Consider the following 17,037-nt stretch of genomic DNA (forward strand, 5'->3'; position numbering starts at 1 on the left):
TAACGCTACCAGGTCTTTTGAATATTCCGTAATTACTGTTTGACATGAAGCCGTAAATTCATCCTAGGTCATCGGTTTTAATATCACCGCTGTTTCTGTATACCTCGCTACCCAATGCCAGCATGCTCAGATTGCCGAACATGAAGCTCTCGTGAAGCGCCCGGAGCGGCTGGCCCTCCATCGCCCCCACGCACATCAGTAACGGCAGAAAGTGCTCGGGCGTCGGGTGCGCGTAGCGGGCATTCGGCGCATCCCGCCAATCTTTCATCGCGCCGAGATCGCCGCGTGCGGCGACGTCGATGACCCAGTCGTGAAATTGCCTCGCCCAGGGATCCGGCGCATCGTGGATGAAGTGTCGATCCCCGAGATTGTGGGTGGCGGCGCCGGAGCCGATCAGCATGAACGCGTTTTGCTCCGCCCAGCGGCCTAGCGAGGCGGCGCTGTTCAATTGGGCTGCCACACCGGTCTGCATCGGTACGCTGATCGGTATCAACGGTACGTCGGCCTGCGGCCAGAGCAACGAGAGTGGCGACCAGATGCCGTGGTCGAGCGCTCGCTCGGCATCCAGGAGCGTATCGATTCCCTCGTTATTGAGCCCTGTCACCAACGTTTTGGCCATTTCGGGCAAGCCGCGAGCCGGATAATGCGTTCGATAGAGAGCATCGGGGAAGCCGTGGAAGTCGTGCCAGGTGCGAGGACGGCTGGATCCCCCAACGACCAGACCCGGCGTCTCGAAGTGCGCCGAGATGATCAACGCGCCGCGAGGCTTCGGCAGTCGCTCGCCGAACTCTCGCAGGAAAGTGCGAGCAGGATGATCGATTAGACTGAGATCGGGAGATCCGTGAGACAGATAGAGTACCTGGCGTGTGGTCATGATCGGCGCTCCTGTCATGGGATGGCGTTGGCGATATCGCAAGCCTACGCCGATCGTTTCCCTGTGCTAGACATCGTCATGCGAATGGAGGGTTTCCCTATCGTCAACATTGGCGTTTTCCATGCCCGGACATTGGAGCGGATGACCAGGGCTGGTTTACACTATCCATTCCAGCGTCCTCTTCGGGTGGCGCTATCGACACACCGTAGTGGGGATGTCCGGCATGCGTAATGCCATTTATGTCACCTTGGCCGCCATCAGCTTCGCGCTGGGCGTGATCGGTCTCTTCCTGCCCGTGATGCCGACCACCTGTTTCATGCTGGCGGCGGTCTGGCTGGCTTCCAGAGGTTCTCCCCGGTTCGCCAACTGGATTCGCAACCATCCGCGCTTCGGTCCGCCGATCCAGTCCTGGGAACGTGAACGGGCCATTCCCAAGCACGCCAAGATCATGGCAGTGATCATGCTCAGCGTTTCGTGCCTGGTCATCGCGTTCACCGTTTCCCTCTGGCCGCTCAAGATCGGCCTGATCGTCGGACTGGCGGCGCTTGCGATCTGGATCGTGACGCGCCCGCTGCCGAGCCTGCAGTGTCCGGTGCGCGGCGTATGGTCGGAGGAGGCCCCCGAACGGCGTTGAGTCGCCGGCCGGCGCTGACCTTGTCATTCCTCGAATTCTCCGCGCTTACCAAGCTACGACCCCGATTCGATATCGTTCCGCCGAGGCGGGTAGAATAGTGTCCGATCGTCGATCGGCACGCTTTGTCGTTCCACTCGGGTTACTGACTGTCGTCACTGGTTCGAGCTGTCGATTCGACCTACCCATTTCTGCAAGGAGCGTTGCCATGTCTGAGATGCAAGCGACCTATCTCAAGGATTATCTGCCGCCGGCGTACCGCGTCACGCATACCGAGCTCACCTTCGATCTCGAGCCGTCCGCTACCCGAGTCAAGGCGCGCTTGCATGTGGAACGCCATCCCGAGCGAGAGCCCGATGAAAAAGAGACTGGCCTGCCGCTGGAACTGGCCGGTGAACAGCTCAAGTTGATCAGCGTCGCCATCGATGGTCAGGTGCTGGAAGCCGATGAATTCACGGTCGACGACAAGACGCTGACCGTCGCCACGGTGCCGGAACGCTTCCTGCTCGATACCGAGGTCGAGATCGACCCGGATGCCAACACCGCGCTGGAAGGGCTCTATCGTTCCAACGGCATGTTCTGCACGCAGTGCGAGCCGGAAGGCTTTCGCCGAATCACGTTCTATCCCGATCGGCCGGACGTGATGGCGACCTTCTCGACCACGGTGATCGGCGATCGCGATGCGCTGCCGGTGCTGCTCTCCAACGGCAATCCGGTGGAACGGGGGGAGCTGCCCAACAATCGTCATTTCGTGACCTGGGAGGATCCGCACCCCAAGCCCAGCTATCTGTTCGCGCTGGTCGCCGGCAGTCTGGAAAAGGTCGAGGATCACTACACCACGATGAGTGGACGCGAGGTACTGTTGCAGATCTGGGTCGAGGCGGAGAACCTCGACAAGACCGAGCACGCCATGGCATCGCTCAAGCGTTCCATGCAGTGGGACGAGGAGACCTATGGCCGCGAATACGATCTGGATCGTTTCATGATCGTCGCCGTCAACGACTTCAACATGGGCGCGATGGAGAACAAGGGGCTCAACATCTTCAACTCCGCCGCCGTTCTGACTCATCCCCAGACCGCCAACGATGCGACCTTCCAGCGGGTCGAGGGCATCGTCGCCCACGAGTACTTCCACAACTGGTCGGGCAACCGCGTGACCTGCCGTGACTGGTTCCAGCTTTCGTTGAAAGAGGGTTTCACCGTCTTCCGGGACCAGACTTTCTCCGCCGACGTCAACTCGGCACCGGTCAAGCGGATCGAGGACGTCTCGTTCTTCCGTACCGCGCAGTTTGCCGAGGACGCCGGGCCGACCGCCCATCCGATTCGTCCCGACCACTACATCGAGATCTCCAACTTCTACACCCTGACCATCTATGAGAAGGGTGCGGAAGTGGTGCGCATGTTGCGCCATCTATTGGGTTGGGAGGATTTTCGCCGCGGCAGCGATCTCTATTTCGAACGCTTCGATGGTCAGGCAGTGACGATCGAGGATTTCGTCGCCTGCATGGCAGAGGTATCCGGGCTGGATCTCGATCAGTTCCTGCGCTGGTATTCCCAGTCGGGAACGCCGGAGATCGATGCCCACGGCGAATATGATTACGCCACCTGCGAATATCGTCTGCGTCTGTCCCAGCGCACCCCGGCGACGCCGGGTCAGACCGCAAAGCTGCCGCTGCACATCCCGGTACGCCTTGGTCTGGTCGGTACCAAGTCCGGCCACGATCTGAGCTTGACGCTAAGCGGTAAAGACGGCGAGAGCGAAAAGCTGGGCAAGGATGCCGTCATCCACCTGCGAGAGGCAGAGCAGACCTTCGTGTTCACCGATGTCGAAGAGGCACCGGTACCGTCGCTGCTGCGCGGGTTCTCGGCGCCGGTGAAACTGCGCTACCCCTATTCACGTGAAGAACTGGCATTCCTGCTGACCCATGATTCCGATGGCTTCAACCGCTGGGATGCCGGCCAGCGCTTGACCCTGCTGGCGCTGGACGACCTGATCGCGGCTCACCGTAACGGCGTCGAGAAGGTGATGGATAGCCGCCTGATCGAAGCCTATCGAAGCCTGCTCAACGAGCCTGGCGACGACAAGGCGGTGCTGGCGGAAATGCTGACACTGCCGTCGGAGGCTTATATTGCCGAACAGCAGCCGACGGTCGATGTCGATGCGATTCACGCCGCGCGGGAATTCGTACGTCAGTCGCTGGCGTATCAGCTGCGCGACGATTTTCTCGCCGTCTATCGGGACAACCTGAGCGACGAACCCTACGCGCCGACACCGGAGCAGATCGCCCAGCGGCGGCTCAAGAACGTCGCGCTCGCCTACCTGATGAGCATCGAGACCGAAGAAGCCGTCAGTCTGACGCAGCAGCAGCTGGAGCAGAGCGCCAACATGACCGACGTGCGCGCGGCGCTCACGCTGCTGGCTCACAGCGATCGCACCGATCTGGCCGAGCCGGCGCTCAAGGCGTTCGGCGAAAAGTGGGCCCACGATCCGCTGGTCATGGATCAGTGGTTCACGATTCAGGTCACTCGTCCACAAGCCGACGTGCTGGAGCGGGTGCGCTTCCTGATGGGGCATCCGCTGTTCTCGATGAAAAATCCCAACAAGGTGCGGGCGCTGATCGGTGCCTTCGCCCAGAACCGGGTCAACTTCCACCGGCTCGATGGCGAGGGCTACAAGCTACTGGCGGACGTCGTGATCGAACTCAACCGACTCAACCCGGAGATCGCCGCGCGCATCATCACCCCATTGACCCGCTGGCAGCGTTTCGAAGACGAGCGTCAGGCGCTGATGAAAGCCGAGCTCGAGCGCATTCGTGCCGAGAAGCTCTCACCCAACGTCTATGAGATGGTGGAACGCGCGCTGGCGGATGCCTGATGGCGGCCTCCTGCTGCGTTTTGTGACCGAAGCCGCTCCTCGTGAGCGGCTTCGTTTTATCGTCGCCGATGTCTGCCATGTCATCGATAATCCGCATCGATATCGGCGGTGCTTCGATTCGAACGGAGAGACTCGTTGGGTGAAATCGCCCAATCGCCATTCCTTCGCGTCGCTGCCGTTGTCGCGGCTGGCGGGTTCGATCCTGCTGGGCGTGGCGCTCGTCATGCTCGTCGCCGGTGTGCTCATCCTGTGCCGTTATCGCGATCATGTATTGCCATCGTTGAGTCGGCGATAGCCGGTAACGAGTACGGGCCGCCACTGGCGGCCCGTATGCGGAAAGTTCAGGAAAAGTCGGTGTCGATCAGGCGTAGTGCACGTACATCGTCTTGCTCTTGACGTAGGCTTCAAGGCCGTACTTGCCGTCCTCGCCACCCAGGCCGCTGTTGCGATAGCCCTTGTGGAAGCCCTGAACGGATTCGCCGCCGCCACGATTGACATAGATCTCGCCGAAGTCGAGTTCGCGAGTCAGTGCCATCAGGTGGCGCACGTTCTGGGTAAAGACGTAGGCGGACAGGCCGAACTCCGAGTCATTGGCGTATGCCATCGCCTGCTCGAAACCTTCGACCTTCATGATCGGCGCCACCGGCCCGAAAATCTCCTGCTTCATGATGTCCATGTCGTTGTTGACGTTGGTGAGGATCGTCGGGGCGTAGTAGTTGCCCTTGTCATATTCGCCACCCGTCAAGCGTTGACCGCCGGTCAGCAGCTCAGCGCCCTGGTTCTGGGCGTGCTTCACCATGTCATGAATCTTGTCGAGTTCGGCGGCGTTGATCTTCGGTCCCATGTCGACATCCTTGTCGGTGAGCGGATTGCCCACCTTGAGCGCTTCGACACGCTGCTTGAAGCGCTCCAGGAAGCGATCGTAGATGCCGGACTGGACGTACATGCGCTCGTTGCAGGTGCAGATCTGACCGCAGTTGTTGAAGCGCGAGGTGATGGCGGCATCCACGGCCGGGTCAAGGTCGGCGTCGTCGAGCACGATGAACGGCGCCTTGCCGCCCAGCTCGAGTCGCACGATCTTGAGATGCTCGGCAGCGGCCTTGTTGATTTCGCGTCCACCACGCACGCTGCCGGTCATGCTCACCAGCTGCGTGATCGGGCTGGTAATGAGGTGGTTGCCGATATCGCGGCCTCGGCCGTTGACCAGGTTGACGACACCGTCCGGGATGCCGGCCTGACGCGCCAGTTCGACGATCTCCAGGGCGGTTAGCGGTGTCTCTTCCGACGGCTTGAGCACGATGGTGTTGCCCGCGGCCAGCGCCGGTCCCAGCTTGCGGCCGATCAGGGCGGCGGGGAAGTTCCAGGCGGTGATGCCGACCACTACGCCGTGCGGCACTTTCTGGATCCAGATCTGCTCGTCGGGGTCATCCGCGGGAATGATATCGCCTTCCAGACGACGGGTGTTTTCCGCCGCAAAGCGGATCAGATCGCAACACATGCCGACATCGGCGTCGGCTTCCGCCAGCGGCTTGCCTTGTTCCGTGGTGATCAAGCGGCCCAGGCGCTCGCGGTTCTCCTGGATCAGCTCGACCAGACGGTAGAGAGAGTCGGCACGCTCGACGGCGGTCTTGCGCGACCAGGCCGGGAACGCCTTCTGGGCAGCCTGGAGGGCTTGATCGGCGAGCTTTTCGTCGGCCAGCCGTGCCCGAGCAATGACCTCGCCAGTGGCGGGATTGAGCACGTCCAGCAACTCGCCGTCACCAGTGAGCCACTGCCCTCCGATGAACTGGTTGTAGACGTCGACGCCGTTATGCTGCGACTTGAGTGACTGACTCATCTTGATGTCTCCTTGTCTGACGCGACGACAGAGCCTGTCGTCAGTCGGTCACCGATCAATGTGACCTTGCGACTTCAAGGTGGTAGACGAAAGGAGAGATGACAAGGGGGGCGCGGGGGGCCAGCAGGAATAGGCATGTCTTCCCGCCGATTGTTATAACCGGGAAGACACCCGACTCAACGAATCAGCCAGCTCAGCACCATCAGACCCAGCAGCAAACCGATGACGCCACCGACAATGCCCCCTCGAACGAGTGCGCGTATCCCGCTGATCAGCAGTAGTACGCCGATCACCAGTACGGCGATGCTGAAGACCGAATTGCCGATGCCGAGCGAGCCCGTCAGGCCATCGACGAAGCCGTCCATCGCCTGCCACAGGCTGCCGAACAGTCCGTGAAGCAGGTCGACGATGGTGCGAAGCACGTTGCCGATGGCTTCGCCGAGCCAGTTGAAGAATCCATCCATGGTTAGGTCTTTTCCTGAGTGGTTAATCGGCGCGCTGCTGATCGCGCAGCCATTGGATTTCCTCGGGCCAGATCTCGGGTTCGACGGTTTCCAGAATCAGCGGAATGCCATCGGTGCGAGCGTCGCGCATCAAGGCGGTGAATCCGGGCAGCCCGATGTTGCCCTTGCCCAGGCTGTGGTGGCGGTCGACCCGGCTGGCGAATTCACTCTTGGCATCGTTGAGATGCATGCCACGAAGATACTGAACACCGACGACGCTCTCGAAGGCATCGAGCATGGCAACGGCGTCCGCTTCAGTGCGCAAATCATACCCGGCTGCGAACGCATGGCAGGTATCGATGCAGGCGCCGACTCGGGATTTATCGTCGACCTGGTCGATGATCTCCGCCAGTTGCTCGAAGCGGAAGCCCAGGTTGGAACCCTGCCCGGCGGTATTCTCGATCACGGCCACGACGAATTGCGTGGCAGCGTGCGCTTGGTTGATCGACTCCGCGATTCGCGCCAGGCAGTCGCGTTCGCTGATCTTCTTGAGATGACTGCCGGGATGGAAGTTGAGCAGTGTCAGCCCCAGCTGTTCGCAGCGCTGGCACTCATCGAGAAACGCCGCGCGGGATTTTGCCAGTGCGTCCTGCTCGGGGTGACCCAGGTTGATCAGGTAGCTGTCGTGAGGAAGGATCTGAGCGGGACCGAAACCCTGTTCGCGGCAGGCCGCCTTGAACGCCTCGATCGTGGCCTCTTCCAGAGGTTTGGCTTTCCACTGGCGCTGATTCTTGGTGAACAGCGCAAAAGCGTTGGCGCCGATCTCGGTGGCACGACTCACGGCCTGGTCGACGCCGCCGGCAGCGCTGACGTGGGCTCCAATGGTTTTCATAGGGTGATCCGATCCTTGGGGCTAGCCGTCGAAGTCTAGCAGCCGCGCCACGGTGGTGTCCCGGGGGCGTAGGGTAGTGGCTCCTCGGCACGGTCGATCAGCGGCTAACCTCATTCGCTGTCGAACGAGATACCGTCATTGATCGAGCGCAATCGGGCCATGGCCTCTTCCTTGGAAAACGGCGGCTGACGCGGAGGATCGTAAACCATACCGTTGACCCCCTGGACGATCATGTCGACGGCATAACAGGTGTCGTCGATCACGGCGCGATAGCCTTCGATATTCTGGAAGTGACTCATGCCGGCGTCGTCGAGCGTGAATGCGGTGAAGGCGTTGCCCGCAATGGTCGCTTGCGATGGCAAGGTCTGGGCGTTGGCTGGCAGCGTCAGGCAGCGATCGACGGCGTTGGCGTTGCGACTGGCCCCGAGCCGCCACAGTGCCGTCGTCACGTCGTTCGACTCGGGTAGCGTCAGCGCGACCAAACGCTCACCCGGGGCGTCGTCTTGCAGTTGCCAGCCACCGTTGTCGAAGTAGCTGGACGCGTCGCCATCGACACGCGCCAACTCGGTGTCATATGTCATGCCCAGCGGGTAATTCGCGGCGTGGAATGTGGTTTCTTGGGCGCTGGCGTCCAGCGACGAAGCATCGCGCTGCTGGCAGCCGCTCAAGACGGCCAGCGTCGACAGCGCGATCACGCTCGTCAGCGAGAGTTTGGACATTGCTCTTCCTCGTGAATGGGCATCTGGTCGACTCTATCACCGATGGCTAAAGTTGATGAGCGGATCGGCCGATAGCCGGATGGATGGACCGAAAGATCGAAAAACCGTAAGACAGAAAGACGTACGACTTTCCTTCAGATCAAGGAGTTTGCGATGGATACCGCAGTCAATGCCGCCGTCGGCACTGCGTTGGCGCTACAGAACTTCAATCAGGGCCAGGAAGCGCAGAACAATCTGTTGAAGAAGTCTCTGGATGGGCAGGCCTCGCACATCGAACAGCTGATGTCTTCCGTGGCACCGTCGGCCGAGCTCGCCTCTTCCGGTAGTGTTGGGACACAGATCAACACCTATGCGTGAAGGTTAAATCGGTTGATAAAGCGGATAGTGAACGCGCTCCACGGAGCGCGTTTTTCATATCCGGAAATAAAGATCATCGTGAAAACTGACAAGTCGACTGTTTTTGGTTGTTGATGGTTGACGCCGGTAGATGACTCGATTTTAATCAATTTATCGAGGGCATGAGCTTATGCTTCTCGATAATCCCACATCAGTAATGATCCATTTGATTTCGGAAATCGTGATGAACTTCCATCGCCCGAATTGCTCATCGTTCTCCCATGCCGTGCGCCTGCACGGTATGCGAGCACGTTGTCAGTCGCGCGCCTTGGATTGATGTTGATCACCGGCCGCGACACCTTTCGCGGCCGAAAATGACGAAACTCCCTCTCTTTTTTCCGCGATTCGTGCCCGGCCTCCGTCAAACAGGAGTTCGGAACCATGCAGCTATCAGCGATTGTTCGGAAATTGATCCAGTGCGTTGCAGCGGCTCGTCGCCGTCAACGGGATTTGCGCACCTTGAGGGGCCTGAATCCGCATATGCTCAAGGATATTGGTTTGCGCCGGGAGGGAAGCGAAATCGTTCCCCTGTTTCCGGCTCATTCCGTCGACGCTTCCGGCGTCAACGACAAGCCCGAATCTGCCGTGGCGCTCCGTCTTGTCGAGGCAGGGCAGAGCGTCGAAATAGAAGAATCCGCTGCCGACAAGAAGGAGGGTTCAATCCAGGTGTGTCGGTATTGTGGAGAAAAACTGGCCTAGCGCAGCCCCGGTCACAGGATGTGGCCGGGGCTTTTTTTGAACTCATGTCGGATCGGAGATGACACGTCCAGCGTCGCCTTTCAGTAACCGAGACTGGATGTCGGTCTGGGGGTGTCCGGCTTGTAGCGAGCAATGGTCTCCACGGCGGCCTGACGCAGCAGGCTGATATCGATGCCAACGGCGATGAAATCGAAACCCCACTGGGCGTAGCGTTTGGCATCCGCCTCGGCGGGCGCGAGGATGCCGGCCGCCTTGCCGGCGGCGTGGGTCACCTCGAGCGTGTGGCGAATCATGGCTTGCACATCCGGATGATTGGGGTTGCCGGCGTGACCGACACCGGTGGAAAGATCCACCGGGCCAACGAAGATGGCATCCACCCCCTCGGTGGCCGCAATCGCTTCGGCGTTATCGACGCCGGTTCGAGACTCCACTTGCACGACGAGGCATAGTTCCTCGTGCGCATGAGCCAGATAGTCTTCCACGCTGTCCCAGCGCGTTGCCCGAGTCAGGCCGCCGCCGACGCCTCTGAAGCCGTGCGGCGGATAGCGTGTCGCTGCCACCAGCTTCTCCGCTTGCTCTGCCGTGTCGACCATGGGAATCATCAACGTCTGGGCGCCAATATCCAGCAACTGCTTGATCAGTGCGGGATCGTGATTGACGGTTCTTACCACCGGCGCGCAGGCACCGGGGGCGATGGCATAGGGAGCGATGGCCTGCAGCTGGGCCAGCACGGAAGGCACCGTATTGGGTGCATGCTCGCCATCGATCAGCAGCCAGTCGAAGCCGGTAGTGGCCAGAATCTCGGTGGCGTACCCGGTGCCGAACCCGGCCCAGCAACCATAGCGGGGGGTGCCATCGAGCGAGCGTTTGAAAGGATTCGATGGTAATTGCATGGCATTGGTTTCCTTATACGATCTCAGCCGTGACGATCTACGCTCTGTCTGAAAAATGCCTGCGCTCGCCCATCCGGCGTTAAAAATTGACTCAAAATGCTCATTTACACCTCGTAAACTCCGCTTTTTCGTCATTTTTTGCCTAGTCTGACCATCGCTCGCTGATTTTTCAGACAGAGCTTAGTTCGTCAGACCCATTTCGCCCATGATCTTGCCGAATTTCTCATCGTCTTCGGCCATCAACTGGGCAAAGCCATCCGCATCTCGCCACACGATGCCGTAACCCTGTTTGGCCATGAAGTTCTGATAGGCGTCGCTGTCGTAGGCTTTCTTGAGCGCGCTTTCCAGGGTTGCCACGACGTCTTCGTCCATTCCCTTCGGCCCGACGATGCCACGCCATGCCCCTAGCGTGAAATCGCTTCCGACCTGCTCCTTGAAAGTCGGAATGTCGGGGAAACCCTCCAGCCTCTCCGGGGTCATCACGCCGAGGCTGTGAAGCTCGCCCGCCTCGATCATCGATCTTGCCTCGGGCAGTGAAGAGGCCACCAGATCGATACTGTTGGAGGCCAGCTCGGTCATGGCCGGCGCCGAGCCCTGGCTGGGAATCCAGGTGATCTTTCCGGCGGGAATGCCCTGATCCATCAGGAAGCCATTGAGCGCGACGTGCCAGATACCACCAAGCCCGGTGCCCGAGGCGTTGTAGGTGCCCCGGGGCTGGTCCTTGACCTGGGTCACGAAGTCTTCGAGATCCGTGAAAGGGGAGTCGTCGGAGACGGAGAGACTGGCGGAGTCGAAATTGATCTGACCGATCGGGGTGAAAGCCTGGTAAGTCAGGTCGGTGAGCCCTTGCCAGTGCATCATCGCGACCTCGACGGTGGACAGGCCCAGGGTGTAGCCGTCGGGTTTGGCGTTGGCGATCGCGGTATGACCGACGACACCACTTCCGCCGGTACGATTCTGGACGTTGATCGTCTGTCCCAGCTGTTCCTCGAGGGAGGAGGCGATGATGCGCGCGGTCGCGTCGGTACCGCCACCGGCCGCCCACGGCACGATCAGCGTGATCGGCTTCTCGGGATAATCCGCCCATGCCAGTGGCGAGGCCAGTACGGCGGCGGACAGCAACAGGCTGAGACGGCGGGGAGCCACTGATCGGTTCATGATGACCTCGCTTGGCGTGCTTATTTTTTAGAAAATTTTTCAAGATGAACTTTGCATGCAAAGTCATAGCAAGACGTGGCCCCCGCCACAATTGCGCAATCGTCTAAGGTGCGAAGAGCGCAACCCGCTCAGGTGGCAGCGATGAGATCGGTCGGGATCGGTCGATTCTCGAACACGCGACGCAGGACGAAGCTGGTGTGGGCGCCGGTCACGCCTTCGATACGATTGATGACGTGCAGCAGAAGGTGCTGATAGTCATCCATGTCGCGGACCAGGATCTTGAGCTGAAAGTCCGCGGCCTGGCCGGTGATGATCAGGCACTCGATGACGTTGGGCACCTCGCGAATGTGCCGCTCGAAGTTATCGAAGCGCTCCGGGGTATGAAGATCCATCGAGATATGCAGCAGTGCCATCAACTGATAGCCCAGCGGGCGCGCGTCGACATCGGCTCGATATCGCACGATCAGGCCGCTCTCTTCCAGCGCCCTGACGCGTCGCAGGCAAGGCGAGGGAGAGAGCCCGATACGGTCGGCCAGTTCCTGGTTGCTGATGCGCCCCTCCTGCTGAAGGCGTTCGAGTATGCGCCGATCATATCGGTCCAGGATCTGGGGAGTGGTGGGATGCATGACGTTATCTGCCTCTATTCTTCGTTTTTTCGCAACATTATGCCAATTTAGTCCGTTTTGCGCGTTTTTTCGCAATAACCTGTCGCGGCAAACGTTCTACACTGTCACTGCCGTTACGACTTTCGCTGCCACAAGCAGCCACCAAGCCGGCGTGGTCATCCACCGCTCCCGCGATCACCGGGGCCGCCACCCGCGGCCATCGTCAACCGAGTTCTTCATCTTCAGGAATCCCATCATGTCTGCTTTCGACCAGCGCGCCTTTGATCATAGAAAATATCGCCCGGCGCCCCGCGTGCCCGCCTTCGATCGTCAATGGCCGGACCGTGATCTCGATCACGCACCGATCTGGGTGAGCGAAGACCTGCGCGATGGCAACCAGGCGCTACTGGAGCCGATGAGCGTCGAGCAGAAGAAGCGTTTCTGGCATCAGATCGTCAAGGTAGGCATCAAGGAGATCATGGTCGGGTTCCCCTCGGCGAGTCAGCCCGATTACGACTTCGTGCGCTGGCTGATCGAGGATGACCAGATTCCCGATGACGTGACCATCGCCGTACTGGTGCAGTGCCGCGAGCATCTGATCGAGAAGACGTTCGAATCGCTGGTCGGAGCCAAGCGCGCCATCGTCCATCTCTACAACTCCACCTCCACCGTCCAGCGCGAGCGGGTGTTCGAGATGGACCGTGACGGCATCGTCGATATCGCGGTGCAGGGGGCGACCTGGGTCAAGACCTACGCCGAACGCTATCCGGAAGTGGAATGGCGTTTCGAGTACACGCCCGAGAGCTTCTCCAGCACCGAGATCGACTTCTCGCTGCGGATCTGCGAAGCGGTCATGGATGTGTGGCAGCCGACGCCCGACAACAAGTGCATCCTCAACCTGCCGACCACGGTCGAAGTGGCAGGGCCGCATCATCATGCCGATCAGATCGAGTACTTCTGTCAGCACATCAGCCGGCGCGACAGCGTGATCATCTCGGTACACACCCATAACGACCGCGGCGGTGCGGTGGCCTCCGCCGAGCTGGCACTGCTGGCCGGGGCCGAGCGCGTCGAAGGCACGCTGCTGGGCAATGGCGAGCGCACCGGCAACATGGACATCGTCACGTTGGCGATGAACCTCTACAGCCAGGGCATCGATCCCGAGCTCGACCTGTCGCGGCCGGACGAGATCATCGAAGTGGTCAACGACTGCACCAACATCCCGATTCATCCGCGCCATCCGTGGGTCGGCGAAATGGTCTACACCGCCTTCTCGGGCAGCCATCAGGACGCGATTCGCAAGTCGCTCAAGAAGCAGCGGCCGGACGAGCCGTGGCAGGTCGCTTATCTGCCCATCGATCCGCATGACATCGGTCGCGATTACCAGGCGGTGATTCGGGTCAACAGCCAATCCGGCAAGGGCGGCATGGCGTTCCTGCTCGAGCGCGACTACGGCATCAGCCTGCCGCGCTGGATGATGCTGGCGCTGGCGCCCCACGTGCAGCAGGAGAGCGAGAAGCGGGCCAGCGAACTCTCCAGCGAGATCATCCGGCAGGTCATGTTCGACCGGTTCACCTGCGAGTCACCGCTGTCGCTGGCCGACTATCGTCTTTCCAAGGGGCAGGACGAGGGCATCGAGGTGACCCTGTGGCAGGGTGCCGAGACGCTGCGCCTTTCCGGCAAGGGGAACGGGGCGATGTCTTCGTTCACCGATGCGTGGCAGAAGCATTCCGGCGTCAGCGTCGGCATCGTCGATTACGCCGAACATTCCCTCGGGGGCGACAGTGAGGCCAATGCCATCGCCTTCGTCCAGCTCAACGTCGGCGGGCAACGCGTCTGTGCCGTGGCCGAAGACAGCGACACCGTCAGTGCCTCGCTCAAGGCGCTCATCGCCGGGATCAATCTGGCGATGACGACCGAATCGAGCGCGACTCGCGAGACGGAACGGGCGCTGTAACGGTTCATAGGGGGCAGAAACGCAGACGGGGCGCCCATTGGCGCCCCGTCCGCGTTTTCCCTCTGTGACGGTCGTCGACTGACGGCTATCAGTTGTCGCTATCGCTGCGAATCTGAGCGTGGCTGATCAGAGCGAAGATGAAGGTGCCGCCGACGACGTTGCCGAGTAGCGTCGGCAGGCCGAAGCGGAACAGGTATTCCCCCCAGCTCGCGTGACCGGAGAAGACCAGATACATCACTTCGGTCGAGCCGACGATGATATGCGTGAACCCGCCGATGGCGACGAGGTAGGTCACGATCAGGATGACCCAGATCTTGGCGCTGCTGGCGCTTGGCAGCAGCCAGACCATGGTCGCGATCATCCAGCCGGCCACGATACCCTTGGCGAACATCTGCATCGGGGTATTCTCGAGAATGTGTTCACCCAGAGAGAGAAAGGCCTCGTGAGTCTGCATCGAGAAGATCGGTAGTACCAGAATCGCCCAGGCCGAGACCGCCACACCGACTAGGTTACCGACCAGCACCACGCCCCAGAGGCGTAGCAGGCACAAGAATTTGCCGATCCGAGGTTGACTCATCACGGGCAGGACCGCCGTCACGGTGTTTTCGGTGAAGAGCTGCTGTCGCGCCATGATCACGACCAGAAAGCCCACCGTGTAGCCCAGTGACTCGACCAGAAATCCGACATCGTTATCCGGTAGGCGGGCGTGCAGCAGGCCTTTCGCCAGCATCGAAAAACTCATCGATAGGCCGGCGGCAATGGCGGACCACAGCAATGCCGATACCGTACGGTTCAGCTCCTTTTCGCCTTCCTCTCGAATGTACTCGTGTACGGCCGCCGCCTTCGAGGGCAGATGCTCGCCATCGAGTTGCAGGTCGTGCTCGTCGTCTTCCTGCCGGACGCGACTGGGCGGCGTGAGATCGTGATGGTTAGTCAAGCGGGCATTCCTTGGTCAGAGTGGAGGAGGGCGTCAAGCATGAAGAGCGGCCACCAGGTTTCTCTGCGATGGCCAGTGGCAAACGCTATGCTGGAACGATAGTCGCAAATGAGACAAGGAGATAGCCAAGCATGTCGCCGGAATCGTGGACGATGCTGACGCATTTGGGAATGGCCTGGCTGGCCGGCAGCCTGATCGGCCTGGAGCGAACCTTCCATGGTCGCCCGGCGGGATTTCGCACGCATGCGCTGGTCTGCGTCTCGTCGGCGCTTCTGATGATGGTCACGATGTATCAGTGGCAATGGCTGGGCAGTGCGGTGCCGGAAGCAACGATTCGCACGGATCCCACGCGCATGGCGCAAGGCATCATGACCGGGATCGGTTTCCTGGGAGCCGGGGTGATCTTCAAGGAGGGCCTGACGGTTCGAGGGTTGACCACGGCCGCGTCGATCTGGGTGACCTCGGTACTGGGTATTCTCTACGGTATCGGTTTTCTGTTTCCGGCGGTGCTGGCCACCATCGTGACCCTGTTGACCCTCTCCCTGTTCCGGGTGGTGGAGGCACGCATGCCGAGCCGGATATTTGCCCGCTGCGTTCTGCGTTTCGATAGTCAGGCGGTGATGGCCGAGGCACAGGTTCATGATCTGATGGCGTCACATCGGTTCAAGGTCGAGAGCTTGAGCTATCGAACTCGTGACGAAGGCCGCCAGTTCGAATACCGCCTGATGCTGCGGACCCATGATCGAAAGTATATCCCGCCGCTGGCCGCCGATCTTCGCGACCACGACCGTTTGCTGGAGTTTCAGCTTTCGCCCACCGGAGATTGATGTCGAGAATGGTTGTCATTCCCTTGCCAGCCGATAGAGTAGGCGATCCTGAAATGGTGGCGAGGTGGTGATGCAGGCACGCGAGAAGCGTCCGGCTTTCTGGATACTGATGGGCGCGATCATGCTGTCGCCGTTGGCGATCGACATTTATCTGCCGGCGCTGACTGCCATGGCCGATGAGTTCGAGCGGCCCTACGCTGCGCTGCAGCTGACCATCACGCTGTTCCTGATGAGTGTCGGGGTCGGGCAACTGCTGGTCGGTCCGTTGACCGATCGATTCGGCCGCCGTCCGGTGCTGCTGGGCGGCGTCGCCATCTATATGACGGCGGCAGTGATCGGCATGACGGCCATGTCGATAGAGATGCTCTACCTGTCACGCATTCTTCAGGGGCTGGGGGCCTGCGCATCCGTCACCGTGGCCTTTGCCGCAGTCCGCGACAGTTATACCCCGAGCCAGGGTGCCAAGCTCTACAGCTATCTCAATGGCTCGCTGACGCTGGTGCCATCGTTGGCTCCGGTGCTGGGCGGAGCACTGACCGTGGCGCTGGGTTGGCGCAGCAACTTCGCCTTCATGACGGCGTTCGCCGGACTGCTGTGGCTGTGCGCGTACTGGCGCTTCGGCGAAACCCGTCCTGTCGGAACGGTGGTCGAAAAGCGTCTCTATCGCTGGTCGCGTTATCGCCCGATCATCTTCAACCATCGGTTTCTCCATTATGCCGTGCTCGTCAGCACCATGATGGCCGCGATACTCGTCTACGTATCGGCGGCACCGGTCGTCATGATGGATCGTCTACGCCAGCCGGAGTGGATATTCAGCTTGTGGTTCGGGGGTAACGCCCTGGTCAGCACTGTCGCATTCTTTATCGTTCCCAGGCTGATGGCGCGGTGGGGAAGGGAGTCTACCGTGCAGCGTGGGCTGGTCGTCGTCATCGGCGGCGGCCTGTTGATCGCTGTCCTCTACGGCACCGTACCGGTATCGGTAGTCACCTTCATGGGGCCTGTGGCGATACTGTCGATCGGCTTCTCGATGGTGCTGGGTGCCGCGGCGAGCCTGGCGTTGGAGCCGTTTCCGGAGCGGGCGGGGACGGCCGCGGCACTGCTCGGCGCGATCCAGCTGGGCGGCGGTGCGACGTTGGCCACGCTGCTGCTGATGACGCCGTTGGCACCGCAGACATCGCTGGCCATGATCTGTTGCCTCGGAGGGATCGTCATGTGGACCCTGGCAATTCGGCTTGCCGGACGTCCTGAAACCGCTGGGTGATGAGTCGATCGCCGGGGACGTCATCCAGCGAAG

General features: G+C 60.6%; 17 protein-coding genes. 8 read left to right on the forward strand and 9 right to left on the reverse strand.

Annotated elements, in window-relative coordinates:
* Window positions 1-58: 58 nt before the first annotated feature.
* On the reverse strand, window positions 59-874 hold the full coding sequence (locus BTW07_RS04735) for a DODA-type extradiol aromatic ring-opening family dioxygenase (RefSeq protein ID WP_075569020.1): 816 nt from the start codon (window positions 872-874) through the stop codon (window positions 59-61).
* 223 nt (window positions 875-1,097) lie between these two features.
* On the opposite strand from BTW07_RS04735, the gene BTW07_RS04740 reads away from it, so the two are divergent.
* The 3 genes from BTW07_RS04740 to BTW07_RS19795 all read left to right on the forward strand — a co-directional run bounded on the left by BTW07_RS04740 (window position 1,098) and on the right by BTW07_RS19795 (window position 4,675).
* Window positions 1,098-1,508 carry a YbaN family protein gene (locus tag BTW07_RS04740; protein ID WP_341864693.1) on the forward strand — a complete coding sequence of 137 codons (411 nt, stop codon included), beginning with the start codon at window positions 1,098-1,100 and terminating at the stop codon, window positions 1,506-1,508.
* A 205-nt stretch (window positions 1,509-1,713) separates the two neighbouring features.
* A complete protein-coding gene (gene pepN, locus BTW07_RS04745) occupies window positions 1,714-4,380 on the forward strand; it encodes an aminopeptidase N (protein ID WP_075569022.1) in 2,667 nt (888 codons plus the stop codon).
* A gap of 139 nt (window positions 4,381-4,519) precedes the next feature.
* The gene (locus BTW07_RS19795) at window positions 4,520-4,675 is read left to right on the forward strand and encodes a hypothetical protein (RefSeq protein ID WP_158025857.1); all 156 of its coding nucleotides are present in this window, start codon (window positions 4,520-4,522) and stop codon (window positions 4,673-4,675) included.
* A gap of 66 nt (window positions 4,676-4,741) precedes the next feature.
* Here BTW07_RS19795 and aldA read toward each other — a convergent pair whose 3' ends face one another.
* From aldA to BTW07_RS04770, 4 genes are all read right to left on the reverse strand, one after another.
* The gene (gene aldA / locus BTW07_RS04755; protein ID WP_075569024.1) at window positions 4,742-6,217 is read right to left on the reverse strand and encodes an aldehyde dehydrogenase; all 1,476 of its coding nucleotides are present in this window, start codon (window positions 6,215-6,217) and stop codon (window positions 4,742-4,744) included.
* Window positions 6,218-6,393: 176 nt separating this feature from the next.
* Entirely contained in the window at window positions 6,394-6,681 is a 288-nt protein-coding gene (locus BTW07_RS04760) for a hypothetical protein (protein ID WP_075569025.1), read from the reverse strand.
* 22 nt (window positions 6,682-6,703) lie between these two features.
* Window positions 6,704-7,552 (reverse strand): deoxyribonuclease IV, encoded by an 849-nt coding sequence (nfo, locus tag BTW07_RS04765; protein ID WP_075569026.1) that lies wholly within the window; start codon window positions 7,550-7,552, stop codon window positions 6,704-6,706.
* A 110-nt stretch (window positions 7,553-7,662) separates the two neighbouring features.
* The gene (locus BTW07_RS04770) at window positions 7,663-8,271 is read right to left on the reverse strand and encodes a hypothetical protein (protein WP_075569027.1); all 609 of its coding nucleotides are present in this window, start codon (window positions 8,269-8,271) and stop codon (window positions 7,663-7,665) included.
* A 153-nt stretch (window positions 8,272-8,424) separates the two neighbouring features.
* On the opposite strand from BTW07_RS04770, the gene BTW07_RS04775 reads away from it, so the two are divergent.
* Window positions 8,425-8,628 (forward strand): hypothetical protein, encoded by a 204-nt coding sequence (locus BTW07_RS04775; protein ID WP_075569028.1) that lies wholly within the window; start codon window positions 8,425-8,427, stop codon window positions 8,626-8,628.
* 420 nt (window positions 8,629-9,048) lie between these two features.
* Window positions 9,049-9,366: a DUF1127 domain-containing protein gene (locus BTW07_RS04780; RefSeq protein ID WP_075569029.1), complete on the forward strand. Its 318-nt coding sequence runs from the start codon at window positions 9,049-9,051 to the stop codon at window positions 9,364-9,366.
* An 80-nt stretch (window positions 9,367-9,446) separates the two neighbouring features.
* Here BTW07_RS04780 and BTW07_RS04785 read toward each other — a convergent pair whose 3' ends face one another.
* The 3 genes from BTW07_RS04785 to BTW07_RS04795 all read right to left on the reverse strand — a co-directional run bounded on the left by BTW07_RS04785 (window position 9,447) and on the right by BTW07_RS04795 (window position 12,043).
* The gene (locus BTW07_RS04785) at window positions 9,447-10,259 is read right to left on the reverse strand and encodes an HpcH/HpaI aldolase family protein (protein WP_075569030.1); all 813 of its coding nucleotides are present in this window, start codon (window positions 10,257-10,259) and stop codon (window positions 9,447-9,449) included.
* A gap of 180 nt (window positions 10,260-10,439) precedes the next feature.
* Window positions 10,440-11,417, reverse strand: a complete 978-nt coding sequence (locus BTW07_RS04790; RefSeq protein WP_075569031.1) for a tripartite tricarboxylate transporter substrate binding protein — start codon at window positions 11,415-11,417, stop codon at window positions 10,440-10,442.
* 128 nt (window positions 11,418-11,545) lie between these two features.
* A complete protein-coding gene (locus tag BTW07_RS04795) occupies window positions 11,546-12,043 on the reverse strand; it encodes an Lrp/AsnC family transcriptional regulator (protein WP_075569032.1) in 498 nt (165 codons plus the stop codon).
* Window positions 12,044-12,278: 235 nt separating this feature from the next.
* Between BTW07_RS04795 and BTW07_RS04800 the strand changes: the two genes are divergently transcribed.
* Window positions 12,279-13,979, forward strand: coding sequence for a 2-isopropylmalate synthase (locus BTW07_RS04800; RefSeq protein WP_075569033.1), 1,701 nt, complete (start codon window positions 12,279-12,281; stop codon window positions 13,977-13,979).
* A gap of 88 nt (window positions 13,980-14,067) precedes the next feature.
* Here the strand turns inward: BTW07_RS04800 and BTW07_RS04805 are convergent, their stop codons facing one another.
* The gene (locus BTW07_RS04805) at window positions 14,068-14,916 is read right to left on the reverse strand and encodes a formate/nitrite transporter family protein (RefSeq protein WP_075569034.1); all 849 of its coding nucleotides are present in this window, start codon (window positions 14,914-14,916) and stop codon (window positions 14,068-14,070) included.
* A 131-nt stretch (window positions 14,917-15,047) separates the two neighbouring features.
* Here BTW07_RS04805 and BTW07_RS04810 point away from each other — a divergent pair, with 131 nt between their 5' ends.
* Together BTW07_RS04810 and BTW07_RS04815 are read left to right on the forward strand one after the other, a co-directional pair.
* Window positions 15,048-15,743 carry an MgtC/SapB family protein gene (locus BTW07_RS04810; RefSeq protein ID WP_075569035.1) on the forward strand — a complete coding sequence of 232 codons (696 nt, stop codon included), beginning with the start codon at window positions 15,048-15,050 and terminating at the stop codon, window positions 15,741-15,743.
* 70 nt (window positions 15,744-15,813) lie between these two features.
* Window positions 15,814-17,004, forward strand: a complete 1,191-nt coding sequence (locus tag BTW07_RS04815; protein ID WP_075569036.1) for a multidrug effflux MFS transporter — start codon at window positions 15,814-15,816, stop codon at window positions 17,002-17,004.
* Window positions 17,005-17,037 lie beyond the last annotated feature (33 nt).

The organism is Salinicola socius (genome assembly GCF_001937195.1).
GTDB lineage: Bacteria > Pseudomonadota > Gammaproteobacteria > Pseudomonadales > Halomonadaceae > Salinicola > Salinicola socius.